This window comes from Clostridium sp. CTA-19, from assembly GCF_054767855.1.
This window is the reverse complement of record NZ_BAAABH010000025.1, coordinates 16937-40482: the sequence shown is the minus strand read 5'-3', so window position 1 is coordinate 40482 and position 23546 is coordinate 16937. Positions and strand designations below refer to the sequence as shown.

The following is a 23546-nucleotide window of genomic DNA, read 5'->3' as shown; positions in this document are numbered from 1 at the left end:
TCTACGCCCCCTTTGCTAAACTATTTATATATTTAATTTACTAAAAACTTCTTTAGGATATATAATTGGCTTTTTTGTGTCTTTATCTTCATTTATATACGCTTTTAACCTAAATACTTCTTTAAGCATATTATCATTTATAATCTTAGATGGACTTCCTTTTTCGTATAAATATCCATTTTTAATAACAATAAGCTCATGTGAATATTTACATGCTTGATTTATATCATGAAGTACCATAACTATGGTTATTTTTTCTTTTTCATTTAAACTTTTAATAAGATCTAAAAGTTCAAGCTGATAACTTATATCTAAGTAGGTAGTAGGTTCATCTAAAATAAGAATTGATGGTTTTTGAGCTATAGCCATTGCAATCCATGCCCTTTGCCTTTCACCACCTGATAAAGTAATGACTTTTCTATTTTTCATTTCATTAAGTCCTGTCCTACTTATTGCCCAATTTATTATTTCTTCATCTTCTTTTGTAAATCCTGAAAAAAATTTTTTATGTGCATACCTACCATAAGATACCAATTCCTTTATAGAAACATCATCTGGACACACATTGCTTTGTGAAAGCGTTGCCATAATTCTTGCTAAATTTTTATTTTTAAATTTATACACATCTTTTCCATTTAATAAAATCTTACCTTCATTTGGTTTTAAATTTCTACTTATAGTCTTGAGAAGAGTAGTTTTTCCACATCCATTAGGGCCTATTATAGATACTATTTTTCCACTTTCTATATTAAAACTTATCCCTTTTAATACTTCTTTTTCTCCATAACTAACTTTCAAATTTTCTACCCTTAAAACATTCACAATATCACCTTATTAATATTTTTTAATTTTTATCTTTGTCTTCTTAATAAATATAAGAAAAACGGTGCTCCTAAAAGAGCCATTATTATTCCCACTGGTATTTCTATTGGTGCAAAAATAGTTCTTCCTAAAGTATCACAAAACACAACTATAGCCGCTCCTAAAAATGCTGATCCAGGAATTAAATACTTATAGTTGCTTCCTAATATGAGTCTTACTGTATGAGGAATTACAAGCCCTACAAAAGATAGAAGCCCTACAACAGACACAGCACTAGCTGCAAGCATTGCTGCTATAACAACAAGTTCAAATCTTACAAATTCCACATTAATTCCCAATCCTCGTGCTGCATCATCACCTAAAACTAGTATGTTCAATCTTTCTGCCATTAAAAATGCAATTATTATACCTACTATTGTATAAGGTAAAATCATATACACTTGAGGCCAACTTTTTGCAGACAATCCACCATTCATAAACATTATAGCTCCATGAACTCTTTCACTAAAAAACACCATAAGTGCAGATATACCTGCTCCTAATACTGCTGATACTGCTACCCCAGCCAATACTACCCTCATTGGCTGTATACCATTTTGCCATGCCAGTATATACACCATAACTGCTGCTATCATTGCTCCTAAAAATGCTACTGGTGGAACTAAATATTGATACTGTGGAAAAAGTATTAATATAATTATACCTGTAAGTCCAGCTCCAGAAGATATACCTATTATCCCTGGATCTGCTAGTGGGTTTCTCATTACGCCTTGTAATATAGCTCCAGAAATAGATAAATTAATTCCTACTAATATTCCTACAATAGTTCTTGGAATTCTAACATTCCATATTACAAGCCACTGTGGGTCTAAATTATTAGGACATTTTAGTATACCTATTATACTTTTTATAGATATATCCATAGAACCATATATGTTTCCTACTACAAATGCAGCTATACTTAGTCCAAAAAAAATCATTATCATAAATACTTTATAAAAATTACTATTTTTTTCTTTAATAGTTTTTAAACTATTTTTCATTTAACTCACCATAAATTTCTGGGTATACTCCTTTAGCCATAAATTCTATTCCATCTACAAAATTTTCTCCTGCATTATATAAAAAATATTTTTGTGGTAAATATACTATTTTATTTTCTTTAACTGCTTTTAAATTTTTCCATACAGAATCACTTCCTAGTTGCTTTTCTATTACTTCTTTAGCCATTTTATCAGATTTCACCATACTAGTTACTAAAATAACATCTGGATCTTCCTTCACTATTTCTTCAATACTAAATGGAATAGCTTCATCTCCCATTTTCTCTGGTTTTTTTCCTGATGCTATATTATTTAATTTTAATATTTCTGCAACATTTCCAGCTATACTATTTTCAAGTTTTACTGATATATCATTAGATGTAGCATATAATACAACTATTTTTTTAGACTGTTTTGGAAGTTTTTTTACTATTTTATTCTTTTCTTTATTCATATTATCTATAATTGCTTCTGCCTTATCTTCATTTCCAACTATTCTTCCCATTATTTTTAAATTTTCTAATACTTCATCATAAGTTTTCATTTGTAAAACCAAAACTGGTATATTACTTTCTTTTAGTGTAGGCACTAGCTTATTTTGTATTCCAAACTGAGCAATTACTAAATCTGGTTTAAGTGAAATTAGTTTTTCCACATCTGGATTATAAACCTTACCTATTGTTGGAAGATTTTCAGCTTCCTTTGGTGCAGGACTTCCTTTAGATAAGTTAGGAGTACAAATAGATTCTCCTCCTACTGCATATAAACTTCCTAAGAAAGTTGATGATGCTGCTGCTAATTTTTTAGGTTTTTCTTGTAATGTAACTTCATTTCCCATCATATCCTTTATAACAATAGGGTATCCTTTACCTTCAGATATAGTAACATTACCTTTTGACCCTATATCCTTATCCTTTACATCTTGTGACATAGTTGATTTAGTCTTATTTTCTATCTTATTATCATTTTTATTGACACCACATCCAGTTAGACCAATGGATAACACCATTATTAGCGCTAGTATTTGTACCTTTTTCATCCCCTCATTTTCCCCCTTTTATACCTTTAACTCTTATTTTAAACACATTCCCTTATAGCACCTGCTATTTCTCCTGCTTCTAAATCTTCTATCTTATAATATTCTGCATCCATAGCCTGTGCAATTTCTTTAGCCAAACCTAACTTTATAAAATCCTGCTCTGTGTCTATAACTATAGTTTGTATTCCTTCCTTAGAAATTATATTTGCCATATTTATAGCCTCTTTAAAAGGATCTCCTTCGTTTTTTGAAGAATTTGCCCTTCCATCAGATACAAGGACCATAACTGGAACCATATCAGGATCTTTCTTTTTATGTGCTTTTAAAATTTCATATCCTTTAGAAAGCCCTGATGCTAATGGAGTTTTTCCTCCTGTAGGTAATGTTTTAAGACTTTTTTCTGCAAGTTCTACACTTCTAGTAATTCCTAGTAAAACCTCAGCCTCTTTTTTTCTAAAAGCTATCATACCTACTTTGTCCCTCTTTTGATATGCATCTGTAAGAAGAGAAACTATAGCACCTTTAACTGCAGTCATTCTCTTTTTTGCTCCCATAGAACCGCTAGCATCAACAATAAACATTATAGTGCTTCCTGTTCGTTTTTCTCTTACCTTTTCTCTAAAATCATTTTTATTTATAGCAACAGCAAGTCCATGTTTTTCTCTTACTTTCTGATATGGTGCTGCTGCTCTAAGAGTAGCGTCAAAAGCTATATCTTTTGACTTTTCCTTTGGAAGTGTATATCTTATGTATCTTCCCTGAACTAAGTCTGTTTTTGTTCTACTTCTTTTCCCACTACCTCTACGTTTTTTTCTATCCATAGTATGAATATTTAAAGATTTTGCTGTAAATATTCTTCCAATATCGTCTACAACATCATTTTCACTGCTATTTTCCTTATCTTTTTTTTCTTCATTTTCCGAACTTTCTTTAACATTACTTGTATCTTCATCACTATTATCTTCTTCCTTTTCGTTAAAATCCTGTGATTCAGCATCATTCTCAGTCTCTGTCTGCTCTTTACTATCCCCTTGATTATTCTCATCTTCATTTTTTTCTAAATTATCATCATCCACGTCTTGGCTTTCATCATCCATTTCTTGGTCTTCATCATAATTTTCCTGTGGCTCATCTTTAGGTGGAGTGTCTCTCATCCTATGTGGAAGAGCTAATTTAGCCGCCTCTTTAATATCATTAACAGTTATATTTTTTCTATTTTCAAAAGCTGCAATAGCTTTTGCAGTTTCTATAATTACAAGTTCTGCTCTATGTCCAGAACAATTTGCTTTTTTAGAAAATTCTACCGCAAGCTTCATTACACTTTCTGAAATCTCAACTTTTTTCAAGCATTCTTTTCCTTTTAAAATTTTAAGTAAAATTTTCTTAGATTCATCTTTCCATTCATTTATATATTCAATTGGATTTTCTTCATATCTTAATCTTCTTCTAATTATCTCTTTTCTTTCTATTACATTGTTACTACCCTTAACATCTAAATATAATCCAAACCTATCTAAAAATTGAGATCTTAAGTTTCCTTCCTCAGGATTCATAGTTCCAACTAAAACAAATTCAGACTTGTGTCTATAAGATATTCCTTCTCTTTCAACAGTATTTATACCTAATGAAGATACTTCTAAAAGACAATTAACAATATGTTCACTTAAAAGATTAACTTCATCTATATATAAAATATTTTTATGTGCTTTTTTTAATATTCCTGGCTGAAAATTTCTTTCACCTTTAGTTATAGCTTCTTCTATGTCAATGGTTCCAACTAACCTGTCCTCTGTTATATTTAATGGTAAATTAATAACTTTCATATCTTGCATAAGTTGAGCCAGCCCTCTTACAACCGTTGACTTTGCTGTACCTTTTTCTCCACTTATTAAAACCCCACCTATAGATGGATTTATTATATTTAAAATAAGGGCCTTTTTAACTTCATCTTGTCCGATAACTGCCGCAAAAGGATATACGCTATTTTCTATCATCTAAAAGCACTCCTTCCTTAAGCTATTTCTATTTCGTTAATTATTTCTTCAATCTTAGAAAAATTCATAACTCCTTCTTCAAATGGTTTTTTTCTCATTCTATGTGGAAGGGTTAACTTTGCTGATTCAATCATATCTTCACTAGTTACATTCTTTCTTCCATTTAATGCAGCTATAGTCATTGCTGTTTTTATCATACTTATATCTGCCCTATGACCATCTACATCCATTTCTATACTTATAGTTGCTGCCATTTGTAATATTTTTTCATCAAAAGTAACTTCTTTTAATATATCCTTTGCTTTTACAATTTTATCTCTTAATTTTTTTTGCTCTTCCTCATAACTTAATATAAAACTTTCCTTATTGTTTTCATATTCTAATCTTCTTTTAATTACTTGAACTCTTTTTTCGCTATCCCTCTCACCTATTACATCAACTACCATACCAAATCTATCTAGAAGTTGCGGTCTTAAATCTCCTTCTTCTGGATTCATAGTACCTACAAGAATAAATTTAGCTGGATGTGAAAAAGACACACCTTCTCTTTCTATTGTGTTTACCCCCATAGCTGCTGAATCAAGTAAAACATCTACTACATGATCATCAAGAAGGTTTACTTCATCTACATAAAGAATATTTCTATTAGCATTAGCCAAAATTCCTGGCTCAAATTTCTTTTCTCCATTTTTAATTGCATATTCAATATCTAAAGTTCCTACAACTCTATCTTCTGTAGCACTAACTGGTAAATCTACCACTCTCATCTTTTCTTTTTTTTCTTTTAAAACTTTATTCTTCTCTATTTTTTCACCACATTCTATACAAATATTACTTTTATTTTTAGGATCACATCCAAAAATACATCCTTCAACCTGTGACTTTTCTGGTAAAAGCTCTGCTAAAGCACGAACTGCTGTTGATTTAGCAGTACCTTTTTCTCCTCTTATCAGAACACCTCCAAGAGATGGGTTTATAACATTAAGTATTAATGCTTTTTTCATACTATCTTGACCAACAATTGCTGTAAATGGATAAATTTCTTTTGTATTTTTCATTTTATAAGACTCCCTTCAAATATAAGCATTGTTATTCTGCTCTTTTACATTTTCTTATTCCTATTAAAAATATAAATATAAAATATAAAATTAAAATAATAGGATGTATAATCATATTCGTTAAATTGTCATTACTACTTCTTAATCCCAAACTAGTATGAGTTAGTGGCAATAACCATATAATATTCTTTATTGTTAATGGCATTTTATCTAATGAAAAAAATGTTCCACATAAAAATGACATTGGTGTAATAACAAAGCTTGAAAACTTTGACATATCGCTATGTGAATTTATAAATACCCCTACTGTAAATCCTATTGCTGCGAAAACTAAACAATTAAGAATAATTATTAAAATAAAATAAAAATTTATTGTTATTCCTGCTTTAAAAATTATAGATAAAACTATTATTAATAATGCTGAATACATTCCCATTAATGCTCCAGCTACTATTTTCCCTAACGCATAATATGCTATAGAAATAGGTGCTATCATAAAAGTTTCAAAGGTTTTATAAAATATTCTTGATATATTAACTGAATTTGCTGTGTTATTATAACTTGATGTCATTGTAGTTAAAGCAATAATTCCTGGAATTACAAAATTAATATAAGCTTTACCTTCTACAGTTACACCTCCACCAAGTCCCCATCCAAAGGCTATTAAATACAAAATAGGTGAAACCATTGATGCCAAAGTTATAGTCCAAAATTTACGTTTAAATAGTATATATTCTTGCCATAAAATGCTTGTAAATGTTGACATTATGCTTCCACCCTTCTATTAGTTAATTTAATAAATACATCTTCTAAATTTGATGATCTAATATTTACATTTCCTTCTAATTTAGATGCAAATAAAGTAGCTTCTTCCCTTGTTTCAAAAAATTCTTCTTTAGTTTCTCCATTTTTAAAATACTCAACAGTAAATTTACCAACCTTTTCTATTAACTTTTTTGGAGAATCTAGTTCCATTAGACTTCCACCATCTATAAGCCCTACTCTATCGCACAAAATCTCAGCTTCTTCAATATAGTGAGTTGTTAATAATACTGTTAGTCCTTCATCTTTTAACCTTTTAAGCAAATCCCACATTTTTCTCCTTGCATTTGCATCAAGTCCTACTGTTGGTTCATCTAAAAGAAGTAAGTCAGGATTATGCATAAGTGCTATTGCTATCATAAGTTTTCTTTTCATTCCACCAGAATATCCTTTAACAATTTCATTAGCCCTTTTAGTAAGTTCGGTAAATTCTAAAAGTTCCTCTATTCTTTTTCTTCTTATATGTTTAGGCATTTTATAAAGTCTTCCATGAAGCTCAAGATTTTCCCAAGCTGTCATTTCAACTTCTAAATTATTTCCTTGCGGTACTACACCTATTTTCTTTTTAACTTCTTGCAAATTTCTATTCATATTTTCATTATTTATAATAATATCTCCTGACGTAGGTGGAGTCAGTGTACTTATCATTCTAATGCTTGTGCTCTTTCCAGCGCCATTAGGCCCTAAAAGCCCAAAGAATTCACCTTTGCTAATTTGCAAATTTAACTTATTTACTGCCATTACATTATTATATTTCTTTGTAAGCTCTTTAATAATTAGCATTCTTATACTCCTCTCCACCCTGTTTAATTTCTTTTTCTACAATCTTAAAAGAGGTTTTTCTTAAAGTACAATCCTCAATGTTTATTTCACTACTTTTACCATTTATAATATTCCTTGCTGGACATGCTCCTACACAAATTTTTTCATATTTGCATATTTTACAACTTTCAGATTTATTATTAGTTATTCTAATCTCTCTTTGTGAAGATAAATTAGAGATATTCCCCATATAATATTTCTCATCTTTACTAAGAGAACCGCAAGGATATAAGCTTCCATCAGGATGTACCACCATAGACCCTCCATAGACTGCATGGCAATAATCTGTGCATATATTATTTTCTGTAATTCTTTTTCTTGCATCCTCTATTTCTCTTATAATTATTTTTCTTCCAGTTAATTTATATAATTCAATACTCCTATTGTAGGCCTCTTTTAAATGCTTTTCTATTTGAGATGGAGTTGCCTTTTTTACTTCACCATTAGAAGCTCTTCCAGTTTCTCTTAATAAATCAAGGCCTATACCTCCAACATTTCCTAAATATAAAGCTAAGTCTACAAGCTTATGTAAATGTTGAATACTTTCATTAGTTACGACACAATTTAGATTTACCATTATACCTTCCTGTGCTAAGATTTTTATTCTATTTATAACATCCTTTGTTTTCCCTCTTAATTTTTCATTAATTCCTATAGGTCCATCTAAACTTACACCAAGGGATATATCCATTTTCTTAATTTCCTTAGCAACTTCACTATTTATCAAAGCTCCATTAGTTTGCATTTGAATTTTGATTTCTGGATTATTAACTTTTAAATAATTATATATATCTTTAACAAGATTAAAGTTTAAAAGTGGTTCACCTCCTGCTAGTTGGAGTTTAAATTTAGACTTTGGCATTTCTAATGCTTTTCTTGCTGTCTCAAAGGTCATATATTCATTTTTCTCTCCTGCATTTGCATAACAGTATTTACATCTCAAATTGCAATCATTAGTTAGCCATAGCACTAAAAATTTTACATTTTTAAACATAATCTTCTATATCTCCTTCTATGTCCATGTATATCTGTCTTAATTTTTCTATACTTTCCTTATTTGCATTCCACATGCCTCTTTGATTAGCTTCTAACAATCTTTCAGCCATACTGTGTATAGCCCATGAATTCACACTTTTTATCCACTCTCTTTTTTCATCATCAAAAAGATAAGTTTCACTTATTTTTTCATACATCCAATCTTCAACAACATCGGCAGTTGCATCCCATCCAAATACGAAATCTACCATACCTGAAATTTCCTGAGCACCTTTATATCCATGCGGCTTAAGTCCCTCAAACCATTTTGGATTTAAAATTCTACATCGCATGATTCTCGCTGTTTCTTCTTTAACTTCTTTGACTTTAGCTCTAGATGGATCACTAGTATCTCCACAATAAGATTTAGGCATTTTCCCTGAAAAAGTTCTTACTGCTGCAATAAGACCTCCATGATAATTATAAAAATCATCACTATCAAGCATATCTATTTCTTGTGAAGATTCATTTTTAACAGTTACTTGTGCTAAAGACAATCTTTTTGCAAATACATCTTTAAGTTTATCTCCATGAATTTTACGCCCATAAGCATGTCCACCCCATAATGCATATACATTTCCAATGTCACTAACATCATTCCAATTCTTACTATTAATTAATGTGTCTACACCAGCACCGTATGTCCCTGGAGGACATCCAAATATTCTTAAACTTGCTTGTTGTTGTGATTTTTCCACTTCAATACCACTTTTAATTAAATTATTAATTTCACTTAATATGTTTTTTCTTATATAGTTTGTATCATCACTTTCATCTAGGCTTGATGCAAGATTAACGGCATCCTCAACTAATTCAATAATATTAGGAAAAGTATCTCTAAAAAGACCAGATATTCTTAAAGTAACGTCAATTCTTGGTCTTTTTAATTCTTGTAATGGTATAACTTCAAGTCCTATTACTTTATCTGTATCTCCTAACCATTTAGGCTTTATTCCCATTAAATAAAGAGCCTGAGATATATCATCTCCGCAAGTTTTCATCGTTTCTCCAGAATATACAATCATTACAACTGTTTCAGGATATTTTCCTTCATCATTTAAATATTTGCTTATTAAATTATCACCAAGTTGTTTACCTACTTTCCATGATGCTCTAGTAGGAACCGAAGTAGGATCTATAGAATAAAAATTTCTTCCTGTTGGTAATATATCTACTCTTCCTCTAGTTGGACTTCCTGAACCACCAGGTGGCACAAATTCTCCATTTACTGCATTTATAAAATATTTAATTTCATCTGTTGTACCATTCAATTTATTTTTAACAACAGTACATGCATACTCTAATGTTTTTCTTAAATCATTTAAATTGCTTGTTTCTACTTTAAAATATTTCTTTAATATATCTTCAATAGTTTTAATTTCATAATTTGATTTATGAATTTTATTTATTATGTCCCTACTTATCTCTTCCATTTCATCTAATAACATTAAATTTGTTTTCCCTGCATTATTGATATCATATGGATTATCTTTTAAATATTCATAATCTAATTCACAAGCAATACAGACACCTTCAATTAATGATAAAATATTGCTATTAGATATTCTTAAAAGTGCAGAAACTAAATTTTCAAACCTTTCTTCTTCCGGAACTTTACCAAAAATATGTAAGCCATCTTTTATTAAGGAGTTTTTGATTTCTTCAATCCAACCATGAAAACGTTCCATAAATAAATTAAAATCATTTTTTATTTCTTCTTTACTCATATTTAAATCTATATGATAATTATTTTTTACAACTAAATTTACTATCTCATCTTCTATATGTTTTACTTTTGTATTATCTCCTTGTTTTGCATGATAGTACTGCTTTATTAAATCATCAACATTTTCCATTTCACCATAAGTTCCACTTTGCATAAGTGACGGAATAAGGTGATCTAAAATAACTCCATTTCCTCTTCTTTTTACCTGAATTCCTTCACCTACAACATTTATGCTATAAGGATAAATATGAGGCATATCATCAATTGCAATATCTGTGTAACAATCTTTCGAAAGTCCAACTTCTTTTCCAGGAAGCCATTCTAATGTACCATGTGTTCCAATATGCGCAATTACATCAGCTTTAAATACATTTTTTACCCACTTGTAAAAAGCTATATATTGGTGAGGTGGAACAATATCTGTACTATGATAAACTTCATCTGCCTTTTCTTCATATCCCCTTGGTGGTTGAAGTCCTATAAATATATTTCCGTTAATAATACCTGGTATTGGGAGTTTATCATTAAATACCATAAATTCCCCAGGTGGAGTATCCCAATCATGTGTCATTTTATTCTGAACCTTTTCGGAAAGATTAGAAAACCATTTTCTATATAAATTACCCTCTATTATATCTACACTCTTTTCTATAGCCTTTTCTGGTGATAGCCATCTCATATCATTACTTACAGCATCAATAATTCTATTTATTATTTCATCACCATTTTCAAAATCATACTCTGTATATACATCCTCACTTTTTAATTTTTCTACTATATTAAATACAGTAGCAGGAGTATCTAATCCAAAAGCACAACCAATCATATCATTTCTTGGTGGCATATTATGAAAAATTATTGCTACTTTCTTATTTTTATTTTCCATAACTCTAAGCTTTGCCCAATTTAAAGCTAACCTACAGACTTTATTAATTCTTTCTTTGATTGGCTTAAATACTAATTTTTCTCCTATTTCATCTTTTACTTTTTCGCAATAAGATGTAGTTACAGTAATTATTTGTCCATCAAACTCTGGATAATAAACACTTCCTGTAAGAGACATCATGTCAACACCTTGCAATGAATTTTCCCAATTTTCAAAACTTTGATAAGTGTTTAATCCTTGAAATACTGGGACTTTTATATTTTCAAATATACTTTTATCCACTACAGTTGTACCATCTCCAGGGTTACTTAATATACTTTGAGAATATCCTATAGTATTTATAATTGCATCAACTTGGGATTTACCATCTTTCATCAATATATTATCAACAACCCATTGAAATCCCTTACATCCCATAGATAGATTAGGGGCACTAGATGTATATATTGCTAATGGTTGACCTTGTAGATTTTCTATCTCTTTTATAAATCTATCAATATGTTCTACATTATTTTCATGCATATATTTGCTATAAAATAAAATAGCAATAATCGGCTTTTCATTATTTCTTAAACCTTCTATATATTCTTCATGGTTTTCTATATTTCTTCCTGGATAATATATACCTTCCCATTTAGGATATTTAGGTGAATTAACTTTATAATTTTTTTCACCTAAATTTTTAGCTAAATGCAGTATCATATTTTCTAAATTTTCAGTATCTCCTATTAAAAAATAGTTTAATATATCTATATATTCCTCTTTAGAAATTGATGATTTTTTAAATAATTCATTATTTTCATCATCTAGACCTGAATGAATAAAAAATTTCTTTTTTCCTTGATACTTGTCCATTATTTTATTTAAGCTTTTAAAGTAACTTATTCCACCATGTGCCGTGATAAAAATCATATCTGAACATTGAATTTCTCTCATGCACCTATTAAATTCTTCTGGATTTTCATCTATTGTATATGTATCCATAAACTCTATAGAAAATTCATTATTGTATTTTTCTTGAAGTGACATATTTACTTCTTTTAATTTGTATGATGAATCCATTGGAGACATTATAAATAAAAGTCTAAACATTTTAATCCTACACCTCCTAAAATATGCGCTACTGCATTTATTAAATTATTTTTTAATTACTATATGACACTCGTTTAAAAGCTCTAATATACTATTTACATTTTTAATATTTTTATAACAATCACTAAATAGTCTCATAGTCTCATATTCATTTCTTAAAGATAAAACTATCTTTTTTCTTCTTATAGCTTCCCTAATAATTTCAGTATTTAATTTATTTATACCCTGAAGACTTGCCCCAGAATCTATAACTATATTTACATCATTTAATGCATTATTAGCATAGATTACATCCTTCTCTTTAATTTTTTCATAGGGTTTAGCACTATAAATCTCTAATCCCATAGTCCTTGCTACTTCATAATCAATATCATTTTCATAAAGTATTCCTGTTGAAATTCCTATATATCGTTTAGTAAGAGCCCTATATATGTGAGAAGCCTTACCACATCCACCAAGTATAAATACTTCAGGTTTACATTTATTTTTAAGTTCTACCGATCCTAATAAATTATTATAATTATTTTCCATACCATATAAATTGTTTATTACTTTTTCATCTACTACATCTTCTGGAGTTCCATATGCCAACATAGAATTATCTTTTATTAAAACTACTTTATCGCAACTTTTAATAGCAATGTCTATCTCATGTAAACAAACTACAACTGCTATATTTTTTTTCTTGCTAAGCTCTTTTAAAATATCCATAAGTTCTAATCTATGTCTTATATCTAAATGAGTTGTTGGTTCATCTAATATAATAATTTCTGGTTCTTGAACTAGTGCTCTTGCTACTAAAACTTTTTGTTTTTCTCCATCACTTAATTCATTAAAATATCTTTCTTTTAAATGTTCTGCATTTACAACTGATAAAGCTTCCAATATTTTTTCATTATCGTTTTCATTAAGTCGTCCAAAAAAACCAGTATGAGGATACCTTCCCGTGGATACGATTTCATATGCAGTAGTTAACTCTCCTGAAAATTTATTTGTTAAAACTAATGCTAATTTTTTAGCAAGTTCCTTTTTATCAATTTTATCTATATTTTCATTTTTTAAATAAACTTCCCCGTCAATAGTCTTTAAAAGCGTTGAAAGGGTTCTTAACACTGTAGTTTTCCCAGCTCCATTTGCACCTAAAAAACAAAGTATTTCACCTTTATTCACTTGTATCTCAACATTATTAACTACAACTTTTTTATCATAACCAACAGATAAATTCTTAGTTTCTAACATCATCATATAGTGCTCCTCCTTTTAAGTATAAGGAAAATAACTATTGGTGCTCCAATAAAAGAAGTTATAGCACTTATTGGTAGTTCAATTGGTGCAAAAATAGTTCTAGCAATCAAGTCACAAATAGATGTTACTATACCTCCTAATATTATTGTTCCTGGTACAAGTACTTTATTATCTGTTGTTTTAAATATAAGTCTTGAAATTTGAGGAACTGCTAAACCAATAAATGCAACCGGACCTGAAAATGCAGTTACAACTGAAGCTAAAATGCTTGAAATTGCTACAATAGCTATACGAAAATTTTTAATCTTCACACCCATACTTTTAGCATAATCTTCACCTAATAAAAATGCGTTTAAAGGCTTTATAATAATCATACTTAATAGTATAGCTGGAATTCCTATAATCATTAAAGCCCTAACTTGTTCCCATGTAAATCCTGAAAAGCTGCCCATTCTCCAAATTGTAAATCCCTGAAGTTTTTCCTTATCAGCAAAAGCTGTTAATACGCTTGTAACCCCACTGCACAGATATCCAAACATCATACCTATTACTAATAGCGTAACTACGCTTTTTACTTTTCCTGCAAAAATAATTACTATACACATAACTATCAATGAACCTATAAAGGCTGCTGCTACTAACATAAAAGGCGAAATGCTTTCAAACCCAAAACTCAAACCTCCCAGCATAATAATCCCAACAGCAAGAGAAGCTCCTGATGATACTCCTAAAACATAAGGCTCAACTATAGGATTTTTAAAAAATATTTGAAGTAATAATCCTGAACAAGCTAATGCTGACCCTCCTATTACTGTAGCTAATGCCCTTGGAAATCTAATATTCCAAACTATATCATAAAAAGGATCCTCTATGATATCTTTATTAAATAAAATATTACTTACATTCAAAGCACCTATTTTTACAGACCCAAAACAAATACAAAAAGTTAATGTGAAAAATAGTGCTAATATTAATACAGAAAAAATAATTGTGTATTTAACTCTAGATTTTTTTATAAATTCCATCTTTCTCTCCAATATTAATTTTTAATTCTTTATTCTTTATAATTTACATAATGTTTTATATCTTCACCTATAGAACCTGGATGGAATATTTCCATTAAATCTATAATAAGTTCATCTGTTTTATCTATTGATTGATAGTAATCTGGAGCAAAACACCAAACTTTTTTATTTTTAACTACATCAAGTTTCTCAAGGATAGGAGCTTGTTCAATAACATTTTTTAATGTTGGTGTATAGTTTGTAGTAGAAGAATACATAAATATATCTGCATCATTAGCCTTTGCATATAACTCCTCTATGCTTATGTTCCCACTTCCTATTCCATCATCTTTAAACATATATTCTCCGCCAGCCATCTCTATCATTTTTGCAACATATGAATCACCTTTAGGTATATATACTTTTCCTTTACTTATTGTTGCCCATACAATTTTAGGCTTATCTTTTCCCTCTATATTTTTACTTGCAGCCTTAACTTTTTCTATAGCTTCATTAAATTGCTTTTCTGATTCTTCCTCTTTATCATAAAATGCACTCATTAATTTAGCCCATTCCATTCTTCCATAAGGATTTTCTTCTAAATATTCATTATCAACTACATAATTTATATTCAATTCCTTTAGCTTTTCAATAAGTTTTTGTTGTCCTGATGGCCCAGTATACACCACTGCCAAATCCGGTTTCATCATAGATATTTTTTCATAATCTGGTGAATCTCCTCTTCCAACAAACTCTATATCGCCCTTTTCCATTCCATTTTTTATCTCATCTATACTCCAATTTTTAGCTTCTGTAGTTACAGCTTTAACACTGTTAAGAGCACCTATTGATCTTAATAAGCATGCTTGAGTTGTAGAACCTAGCAAAACATTATCTATTGGAGTATTAATTACTATTTCATCTTTATATTCTTTTGGAACTTCTTTTCCTTGTGGAACTAAAATCAAAGTTCTCTTTTCTCCATCAGTTATTTTTTTAATGCCACCTTTCAAATACTTAACACTAAAAGCCTTTGTATACTCTAATGGCATTTCTGTTTTTATGTTTAATTCTTTATTTTCTTTATTATATGTAAATCTAGCATCTACAGCTTCATTCAGAAAATCCATTATAACGTATACATCATCATTTTCTTTTTTTATTTTATCCTTTAGATTTATAGCTGTAGAATTTATTTTTGCTTCATAATTTTCTAAATTTATAGTTATAATATCTTCTTTATTTTTAACTGTTACTGTATTTTTTTCTAATAAAAATTCTCCTTTCAAATAATTAGTAGTATCTTTTAAAGATACATATACTTTTTCATCTTCTAACTTTGTTTTAACTTTACTTTCACTTTTTTGATTATCTACAACTACATTAGATGTTGTAGATGCTGAATTTAAACTAGAGCAACCAGCAAATCCTACGCTTATTACTGTGCATAATGTAATACTTAATATTGTTCTTGTAATTTTTTTGTTTAATCTTAACATTTTTTCCCCCTAAAAACTTATTTATATAATTTAAAATAAAAAAACCTCTGAAAAACAGAGGTTATATATCCAATAAAAATAAACATCAAAATAATATTTATTATCTTTTACACACCCAATTTCCCTCCGAAATCTATGACATAATATATTAGGCAGGTCTCCTGACTCACGGCATAACCTTAATCATCCTTCCCAGTATTACCCAGTGGATTTGATTTCGTATCCGTATACAGTAGCGGGGGCTGTAGTGGATTTTAACCACTTTCCCTATTATACCTATAAAGGTACCCAACATACACACTATTTAATTTTCTATTTCAAACACCTTCATTATATTCTTAAATTTTACATTTTTCAAGCTATTTTTTATTTTTTTCTTAAATATACCATGTTTTCAGTGAAAAATTTTAATTATTTTACAATTTTTTAATTTAATAGATTATAAATTTAATCTTATTCATTATTTTATTTTTTATAATAACAAAATCATATTCTGGAACAACACCTTCTAAATTTGGATTTTTAACAGTTTATATGTTATCTGCATAATCTGGAGAAATATCTTGTAATATAAATGTACTTCTAAAATCTATATAAATAATTGATGGAACATCTTGTTTTAATTTCTCTAAGTTTTCAAATTCAACAACTACTATCGCAAGACTATTATTAATTGCATATCCACAAGCATAAGAAACTTTGTTTATTTCTTTTGTAAAATCTCCTCTATACTCTACTAAAAAATGATATACATTCTCATCATAATATAAATTACACTTATTTAAACTTGCCATGATTATCTCCCTATCACCTTTATTACATATACTATTATTTATATTTTCTATTTACCACTTTAATACTTTATATTAAAAATATTCACTTTAAACATATAAAAAAAGCCTTCCTATAAGTTCAAATTAGGAAAGCTTTTTTCGTATATTACTTATTTAATTTTAAATATTCATTTAATCCTTCTTTTAATATTCTTGCTGCATCTTCTAATGTTTCTTTTTCTAATACATAAGCTAGTCTTATTTCGTCTTTTCCAAGCCCTTCTGTTCCATAGAAACCTTCTGCTGGACAAGGCATTACTGTTTTCCCATCTATTTCAAAGTCCTTTAATAACCACTTTACAAAATCATCGGCGCTTTCAACTGGTAGTTTAGCCATTATATAAAATGCTCCTGTTGGTTTTTTACATACTACTCCAGGAACTTTTATAAGTTCGTTATATAAAACATCTCTTCTTTCTCTATATTCTTCATTAACTTCTTTTAAGTAAGAAGATGGAGTTTTATAAAGCTCAACCGCCCCTATTTGCTCTAATGTTGGAACTGATAACCTTGCTTGACATAATTTTAAAAGTTCTGTCATAACAGCTTTATTCTTAGATGCTATAGAACCTATTCTTGCCCCACATGCACTATATCTTTTAGAAACACTATCAACTATTATAACTCTATCTTCTGCTGCTTTTATATTTCCAAAGCTAGTGTACTCTCCTTCATATACAAACTCTCTATAAACCTCATCTGCTATTACCCATAAATTTTTTTCTTTTGCTATTTCAGCTATCATTTGAATTTCTTCTTTAGTGTAAACAACTCCTGTTGGATTTCCAGGGTTTGATAAAAGTATAGCAGAAGTATTTTCATCTATTTTAGCTAATATTTCTTCTTTTTTAGGTAGGTGAAAACCATTTTCTGCATAAGTTGTAACTGGTCTTATAGTAACACCAACTGCATTTGCAAAACTGCTATAATTTGAATAAAATGGCTCTGGAACTATTATATTGTCACCTTCATCACATATTGTTAACATAGCAAATAACAATGCTTCACTACCACCGTTTACTATTAATATTTCATCTTTATTAAATTTGATATTATATCCTTCGTAATATTTTTGTATAACTTCTATTAATTCTGGTAATCCCTCTGATAATGCATATTCTAAAACTTCTTCTTTATGATTTCTTATAGCATCTACAAATCCTTGTGGAGTTTTAATATCAGGTTGTCCTATATTTAAATGATATACTTTTTTACCACTTTTCTTAGCTTCTGCTGAATAAGTTAAAAGTTCCATTATTGTTGATGCTTCAACATTTCCTATTCTTTTTGATATTTTCATTTGTTATTCCTCCTATATTCATATACAATTTAAAATTAATATATTTTTTTATATTTTTATATAGTTTTATATTTTATACCTTGTTTAAAATTTGAGACAATTTAAAATTCGATATGTTTAATATTTCAAACAAAATTTTAATGTATGTAAAGGTATAACTTTATTTAATTCTATCATATTTGTTTTAATATGTCATTTGAAATAGAAATGCTACGAATTGAGTTTATTTTTAAAATCTTTGGATATTTCTTTTTAATTAATTATATTAATTAAAGTAAAAATAACCAGTTAAAAGATAAGGGCTTAATTTATCTTTTACTGGCTATTTTTATATTATATGTATTATATCAAAAACTTTAACAGAAATATTATTCCTATTATAACTGTTGTTATACTTATGTCTTTATGTTTTCCTGAACACAATTTTAATAATATGTATGATATTACACCAAAAACTATACCATCTGATATTGAGTATGAAAATGGCATCATTATAATTGTTAAAAATGCCGGTATAGCTTCAGTATAGTCATCTAAATCTATTTCTTTTATAGGTTCTATCATAAATAATCCTACTAATACTAGTGCAGAAGCTGTTACAGCTGGTGTTATTACAGCGAATATTGGGGAGAAAAACAATGCTAGGAAAAACATTACTGCTGTAGAAACTGCTGTTAATCCTGTTCTTCCACCTTCAGCAACCCCTGATGCACTTTCAACAAAGGTACTAACTGTACTAGTCCCTAAACAAGCACCTAATGTTGTTCCTACTGCATCTGCAAAAAGTGCCTTTTTAATATTGGGAACTTTTCCATTTTCATCTAACATTTTAGCTTTTGTTGCTACTCCAACTAAAGTTCCTATTGTATCAAACATATCCATAAATAATAATGTAAATAATACAATAACCATATCTAAAGAAATTATGTTATGCCATTCAAAAGCAAACATTGAAGATGAAATTGATGGTGGCATACTTACAATATTAGATGGCATATGAGTAATTCCCATCGGTATACCAATTACTGCTGTAAGAAGCATTCCTATAAATAATGCCCCTTTTATATTTCTAGTTAATAATATTGATGTTAGTATTACACCTATTATTGCTAAAAGTCCTTGACCTGAAATAATATTTCCAAGTGCAACTATTGTTCCACCACCGTCTGGATGAACTACTATTCCAGCGCCTTCAAGTCCTATTAATGCTATTAATAGACCTATACCTACTGATATTCCTTTTTTAATATTTTCTGGTATTGAATCCACAATTGCTTCACGAACATTAAATAACGTCAAAAATATAAATATTAATCCTTCTAAAAATACTGCCGTTAATGCAAATTGATAAGAATATCCCATGCCTTTAACTATTGTAAAAGCAAAGAATGCATTTAATCCCATTCCTGGAGCTTGTGCAAAAGGCAATTTTGCATAAAGTCCCATTATAAGTGTTGCTATTACTGCTGACAATGCAGTTGCTGTAAATACTGCTCCAGAATCCATACCTGCTACTGACAGAATAGATGGGTTAACTATTAAAATATACGCCATCGTCATAAATGTAGTCATTCCCGCTACTATCTCTGTTTTAACATTAGTATTGTTCTCTTTAAGCTTAAAATACTTTTCCATATCTATCACTCACTTTATCTTTTTTTTGAACACGCTTATTATAATAGCATAATTCTTTTTAAGTGAAAAGAGTTTTTACGAATATTTTTTTATTTTTTTATGAAATAATCTGCTTTTGTACGTTCCTTATTTTTATTTTTTCTATAAATTTATGCATTTTTTATTTTCAAAATGAAAACTACAGTGATTTTAAAATAAATCTCAACTGTAGTTTCCCATATTTATAAATTATTATGAAAATAATTGTTCTATTTCCCTTTGTGATAAGCTGGAGATAAAACTACCCTCAGAATTTTTATCTTTTAGAACATTATCTATAATATTTCGTTTTAAACTGTGAAGTTTTATTATTCGTTCTTCAATTGTTCCCTTAGTTATCAATTTATATACCTTAACTGTTTTATCTTGTCCTATTCTATGTGCTCTATCTGTTGCCTGACTCTCTACAGCTGGATTCCACCATGGATCAAAGTGTATTACCACATCTGCAGAAGTTAGATTTAATCCATATCCACCAGCCTTTAACGATATTAAAAAGACACTTTGTTCTCCTTCATTAAACTTTTCTACAAGAGAAAGTCTATCTTTAACTTTTGTTTTTCCTGTTAAAATTAATGTATCTATTTCCTCACTGTCAAGTTCATTTTTAATATTTTCTAAAATGGTTACAAATTGGGAGAATATTAAAATTTTACTTCCATTACTTATTGCCTCTCTTACAATACTTTTTAACATTTCCATTTTCCCATTTGGCCCATTATATTCATCTAAAACTACTCTTGGGTCACAACATACTTGTCTTAGCCTTGTAAGCAATGAAAATATGTGTATTTGACTTTTATTTATTCCCTTATCTTCAATTTCATTTTGAACTAAATTTCTAGCATTTTTCAAACATACATCATAAGCTCTTTTTTGTTTAATAGGCATATCTATTATAATTTGTTGTTCAATCTTTTCAGGAAGTTCTAAAAGTACATCTTTTTTCATTCTTCTTAATATAAAAGGTCTTATAATTTGATTTAGGGTATCTAATGCAGCCTCATCTCCAAATTTTTCTATTGGATATTGAAAAGCTCTATAAAATTTTGATTTCGATAACAAGTACCCTGGCATTATATAGTCAAAAATAGACCAAAGTTCTAAAAGGGAATTCTCTATAGGCGTACCTGTTAAAGCAAATCTAGCCTTTGCATCTATTAACTTTACAGCTTTTGAATTTAATGTATTTGAGTTTTTAATTTGTTGTCCTTCATCAATAAAAGAATATTGAAACTCTATGTTATTATAATAATCAATATCTTTTGCTAAGGTACTATATGATGTTATTACCACATCATATTCATTTATTGTTTCAAACAGTGGTCTTCTTTCCTTAGCTACTCCATAAATAACACAAGTTTTTAAATTAGGCGCAAATTTTAATATTTCATTTTCCCAGTTATAAATTAACGATGTAGGCGCTACAACTATAGATGGATATTTTTTATCACTATCTTTGGAATTTTCTACATAGTCAAGTATTAAACATATTGCTTGAAGAGTTTTTCCAAGCCCCATTTCATCAGCAAGTATTCCCCCTAAATTTCTTAACGCCAAAGTTTTAAGCCATTTAAATCCTATAATTTGATAATTGCGAATAACTCCTTGCAGATTTTTAGGCAGTTTAAACTCATCTTCTACACTTTCTATTTTATATATAAATTCTTTTAACTTTTCTTTCTTTTCTATATAAAGTTTATTATTAGCCTCATTTTCTGCTATATCATTAGCTGTTTTTCTCCATTTTTGGGTATGAAAATTTCCACTTCCGCCTTTTACAAAGACAGAAGCAATTCTTGATACAACAAATCTTCCATTTTTAGACTTACTACTTGAAAAATTTCTTGACCCTATTCCCTCATAAATTTTAAACAATTTTTTATTATTTAAATATATATAGGAACCATTCTTCATCGTTACTATTTTCTCTTCATTTTCTATGGCATTAAAAATATTATTAACATCCTCAAAAGTTATCTCTTCAATACCTAAGCTAAACTCTATATATTCATTATAAACCTCCATAGTAGGTTCATAATCATTTTCTTTATATACTTTTTTACATTTAAAATCCTCGCTTTTATGAATTGTACCCAATTCTTTCAATTTCTCTTTTCCATGCAATATGAAATCTATTATATCTTTTGTATTATCTAAAACAAATCCTATTTTTCTCATATCAAAGTTATATTTTTTTAATACATCGTTTACTTTTTTCTCTTTATCTAAATCTCTTGAAGATACTTTTTGGGACTGCATAAATTTATCTTCACTGCAAATATCAATTACAATATCTCCATAAGTAAACATAGGATTCACCGTGATTTCATTTGTATTACTTTCTATATAGAAGTCCACTTTTAAAGGCTGAATTTTTTTATTTAAATTAGGCCTTTCTATATAAAAATAATTACTAACCTCTTTTAATTTAAAAGAAATCAACCCTATTGTTTTTTCTAAATCCTTATTCTTAAAGGTCAGTGTAGAAGATCCTAATGTATTAAAATTCTTATAAAAAGTGCTATATCTAAAAGATTGCATTATTTCTGGTTTATAAATATTATTACCCAATAAAAAATATTCAAAATTATTTGTACTATAATCAGGAATCTCACTAATTTGAGTTAACTTCACTTTATCTTCATCTTCATCAACAAATAATTTAAATTTTAAATCTAAATTTCGATTTAATATTTTTCTATTTAGGTATTTTTTACCATTTGTAATTAAGTCAAATTTGCAATTTTCAAGGAATTTTAAAACCTCAACTTCTTCATCACTATTTAAAACAATAATGTCACTTTCTAAATAATTCCCTTTCAATAAAATTTTTAGAAAATTATTATGCTGTTCATAAAAATTTTTATAAGATATTTTAAAACTATTATTAACTTTAATTATTTTATCATCTTTTATATTTCCAAAAATTTCTTTAAACTTATAATTTTCACCTACTTCATTTTTTCTTACAACATTAAACCTTAATAAGGTATTTTTAACTTCCTTATTAAGGTTTAATTCTAATTTCATATCTAAATTAATAAAATCATCAATCATTTTCATCACCAATCATTAAACGTAATTTATATAACTCTTTAAATTTACTTACAATTTCTCATAAATCACCTTTTTATTTATCCTAAGTTATTATAAGGTTTCAAGTTTACTTTTAAAATTACTCATACCGAAACTTAAATACTGTTAAGAGTTAGTTATTCTCATAAATATTTCAAATAACAATATTTTAGACTTATAAATAATTCTAATTTCCAGTTTGTTTTTCTAGAATTATATAAAACTTTATAAAATTATAATATATAATAAAACCTAAAACTGTTCAAATAGAAATTTTAGGTTTTCTTTTAATATAATATAATACTATATTATTATAGATTTATTTTTATGACTATTTTAAGTTTATTTTAATAACTTAAAATTGTATTTATAATAAAATATCTATATATAATCTTATAAGCTTAATTAAACTTCTTTATAAAAACATGTTAAACTTTAAATTTTACCTAATAAAATAGTATTTATTTTTATATATGAGGTTTTTAAATACTATTTTACCGTAATTTTTTACTTTTTTCAATAGTTCATTATTTTTTATTTTAGATTATATATATAATTCTGCCCAATACCTTTT

The 23546-nt window shown here is 28.2% G+C and carries 16 protein-coding genes and 1 riboswitch; all 16 genes read right to left on the bottom strand.

Annotated features, from left to right (window positions below; all coding sequences use genetic code 11):
• Positions 1 to 24 precede the first annotated feature (24 nt).
• Positions 25 to 822: an ABC transporter ATP-binding protein gene (locus ACYUE0_RS13315; RefSeq protein WP_460270961.1), complete on the bottom strand. Its 798-nt coding sequence runs from the start codon at positions 820 to 822 to the stop codon at positions 25 to 27.
• Positions 823 to 851: 29 nt separating this feature from the next.
• Complete coding sequence (locus ACYUE0_RS13310; RefSeq protein ID WP_460270960.1) at positions 852 to 1865, bottom strand: FecCD family ABC transporter permease; 1014 nt, start codon at positions 1863 to 1865, stop codon at positions 852 to 854.
• Complete coding sequence (locus tag ACYUE0_RS13305; protein ID WP_460270958.1) at positions 1855 to 2904, bottom strand: ABC transporter substrate-binding protein; 1050 nt, start codon at positions 2902 to 2904, stop codon at positions 1855 to 1857. Before ACYUE0_RS13305 ends, ACYUE0_RS13310 begins: the two co-directional genes overlap by 11 nt.
• 38 nt (positions 2905 to 2942) lie before the next feature.
• Positions 2943 to 4898, bottom strand: coding sequence for a magnesium chelatase subunit D family protein (locus ACYUE0_RS13300; protein WP_460270957.1), 1956 nt, complete (start codon positions 4896 to 4898; stop codon positions 2943 to 2945).
• A gap of 17 nt (positions 4899 to 4915) precedes the next feature.
• Positions 4916 to 5956, bottom strand: coding sequence for an ATP-binding protein (locus tag ACYUE0_RS13295; protein ID WP_460270956.1), 1041 nt, complete (start codon positions 5954 to 5956; stop codon positions 4916 to 4918).
• A gap of 31 nt (positions 5957 to 5987) precedes the next feature.
• A complete protein-coding gene (locus ACYUE0_RS13290) occupies positions 5988 to 6722 on the bottom strand; it encodes an ABC transporter permease (RefSeq protein ID WP_460270954.1) in 735 nt (244 codons plus the stop codon).
• On the bottom strand, positions 6722 to 7561 hold the full coding sequence (locus tag ACYUE0_RS13285; RefSeq protein WP_460270953.1) for an ABC transporter ATP-binding protein: 840 nt from the start codon (positions 7559 to 7561) through the stop codon (positions 6722 to 6724). Before ACYUE0_RS13285 ends, ACYUE0_RS13290 begins: the two co-directional genes overlap by 1 nt.
• Entirely contained in the window at positions 7548 to 8594 is a 1047-nt protein-coding gene (locus tag ACYUE0_RS13280) for a radical SAM protein (protein WP_460270952.1), read from the bottom strand. Before ACYUE0_RS13280 ends, ACYUE0_RS13285 begins: the two co-directional genes overlap by 14 nt.
• On the bottom strand, positions 8587 to 12339 hold the full coding sequence (gene cobN, locus ACYUE0_RS13275) for a cobaltochelatase subunit CobN (protein WP_460270951.1): 3753 nt from the start codon (positions 12337 to 12339) through the stop codon (positions 8587 to 8589). Before cobN ends, ACYUE0_RS13280 begins: the two co-directional genes overlap by 8 nt.
• Positions 12340 to 12384: 45 nt before the next feature.
• A complete protein-coding gene (locus ACYUE0_RS13270; RefSeq protein ID WP_460270950.1) occupies positions 12385 to 13584 on the bottom strand; it encodes an ABC transporter ATP-binding protein in 1200 nt (399 codons plus the stop codon).
• Positions 13581 to 14609 carry a FecCD family ABC transporter permease gene (locus tag ACYUE0_RS13265; protein WP_460270949.1) on the bottom strand — a complete coding sequence of 343 codons (1029 nt, stop codon included), beginning with the start codon at positions 14607 to 14609 and terminating at the stop codon, positions 13581 to 13583. The genes ACYUE0_RS13270 and ACYUE0_RS13265 overlap by 4 nt, the downstream gene beginning before the upstream one ends.
• Before the next feature lie 29 nt (positions 14610 to 14638).
• Positions 14639 to 16087, bottom strand: a complete 1449-nt coding sequence (locus ACYUE0_RS13260) for an ABC transporter substrate-binding protein (protein ID WP_460270948.1) — start codon at positions 16085 to 16087, stop codon at positions 14639 to 14641.
• Between the two features lie 134 nt (positions 16088 to 16221).
• A riboswitch (cobalamin riboswitch) is annotated at positions 16222 to 16394 on the bottom strand.
• Positions 16395 to 16617: 223 nt separating this feature from the next.
• Entirely contained in the window at positions 16618 to 16881 is a 264-nt protein-coding gene (locus tag ACYUE0_RS13255) for a hypothetical protein (RefSeq protein ID WP_460270947.1), read from the bottom strand.
• A 145-nt stretch (positions 16882 to 17026) separates the two neighbouring features.
• Positions 17027 to 18220, bottom strand: coding sequence for a pyridoxal phosphate-dependent aminotransferase (locus ACYUE0_RS13250; protein WP_460270946.1), 1194 nt, complete (start codon positions 18218 to 18220; stop codon positions 17027 to 17029).
• Between the two features lie 342 nt (positions 18221 to 18562).
• Positions 18563 to 19855 carry an NCS2 family permease gene (locus ACYUE0_RS13245; RefSeq protein ID WP_061995835.1) on the bottom strand — a complete coding sequence of 431 codons (1293 nt, stop codon included), beginning with the start codon at positions 19853 to 19855 and terminating at the stop codon, positions 18563 to 18565.
• A gap of 231 nt (positions 19856 to 20086) precedes the next feature.
• On the bottom strand, positions 20087 to 22954 hold the full coding sequence (locus tag ACYUE0_RS13240; RefSeq protein WP_460270945.1) for a DEAD/DEAH box helicase: 2868 nt from the start codon (positions 22952 to 22954) through the stop codon (positions 20087 to 20089).
• Between the last annotated feature and the right edge of the window lie 592 nt (positions 22955 to 23546).

Bases quoted from the DNA above. Each gene is read 5' to 3' on its own strand.
- ACYUE0_RS13290 (WP_460270954.1), bottom strand. From the start codon at position 6,722: ATGTCAACATTTACAAGCATTTTATGGCAAGAATATATACTATTTAAA.
- ACYUE0_RS13270 (WP_460270950.1), bottom strand. From the start codon at position 13,584: ATGATGATGTTAGAAACTAAGAATTTATCTGTTGGTTATGATAAAAAA.
- ACYUE0_RS13310 (WP_460270960.1), bottom strand. From the start codon at position 1,865: ATGAAAAATAGTTTAAAAACTATTAAAGAAAAAAATAGTAATTTTTAT.
- ACYUE0_RS13280 (WP_460270952.1), bottom strand. From the start codon at position 8,594: ATGTTTAAAAATGTAAAATTTTTAGTGCTATGGCTAACTAATGATTGC.
- ACYUE0_RS13255 (WP_460270947.1), bottom strand. From the start codon at position 16,881: ATGGCAAGTTTAAATAAGTGTAATTTATATTATGATGAGAATGTATAT.
- ACYUE0_RS13240 (WP_460270945.1), bottom strand. From the start codon at position 22,954: ATGATTGATGATTTTATTAATTTAGATATGAAATTAGAATTAAACCTT.
- ACYUE0_RS13295 (WP_460270956.1), bottom strand. From the start codon at position 5,956: ATGAAAAATACAAAAGAAATTTATCCATTTACAGCAATTGTTGGTCAA.
- ACYUE0_RS13305 (WP_460270958.1), bottom strand. From the start codon at position 2,904: ATGAAAAAGGTACAAATACTAGCGCTAATAATGGTGTTATCCATTGGT.
- ACYUE0_RS13260 (WP_460270948.1), bottom strand. From the start codon at position 16,087: ATGTTAAGATTAAACAAAAAAATTACAAGAACAATATTAAGTATTACA.
- ACYUE0_RS13265 (WP_460270949.1), bottom strand. From the start codon at position 14,609: ATGGAATTTATAAAAAAATCTAGAGTTAAATACACAATTATTTTTTCT.
- ACYUE0_RS13300 (WP_460270957.1), bottom strand. From the start codon at position 4,898: ATGATAGAAAATAGCGTATATCCTTTTGCGGCAGTTATCGGACAAGAT.
- ACYUE0_RS13285 (WP_460270953.1), bottom strand. From the start codon at position 7,561: ATGCTAATTATTAAAGAGCTTACAAAGAAATATAATAATGTAATGGCA.
- ACYUE0_RS13250 (WP_460270946.1), bottom strand. From the start codon at position 18,220: ATGAAAATATCAAAAAGAATAGGAAATGTTGAAGCATCAACAATAATG.
- cobN (WP_460270951.1), bottom strand. From the start codon at position 12,339: ATGTTTAGACTTTTATTTATAATGTCTCCAATGGATTCATCATACAAA.
- ACYUE0_RS13245 (WP_061995835.1), bottom strand. From the start codon at position 19,855: ATGGAAAAGTATTTTAAGCTTAAAGAGAACAATACTAATGTTAAAACA.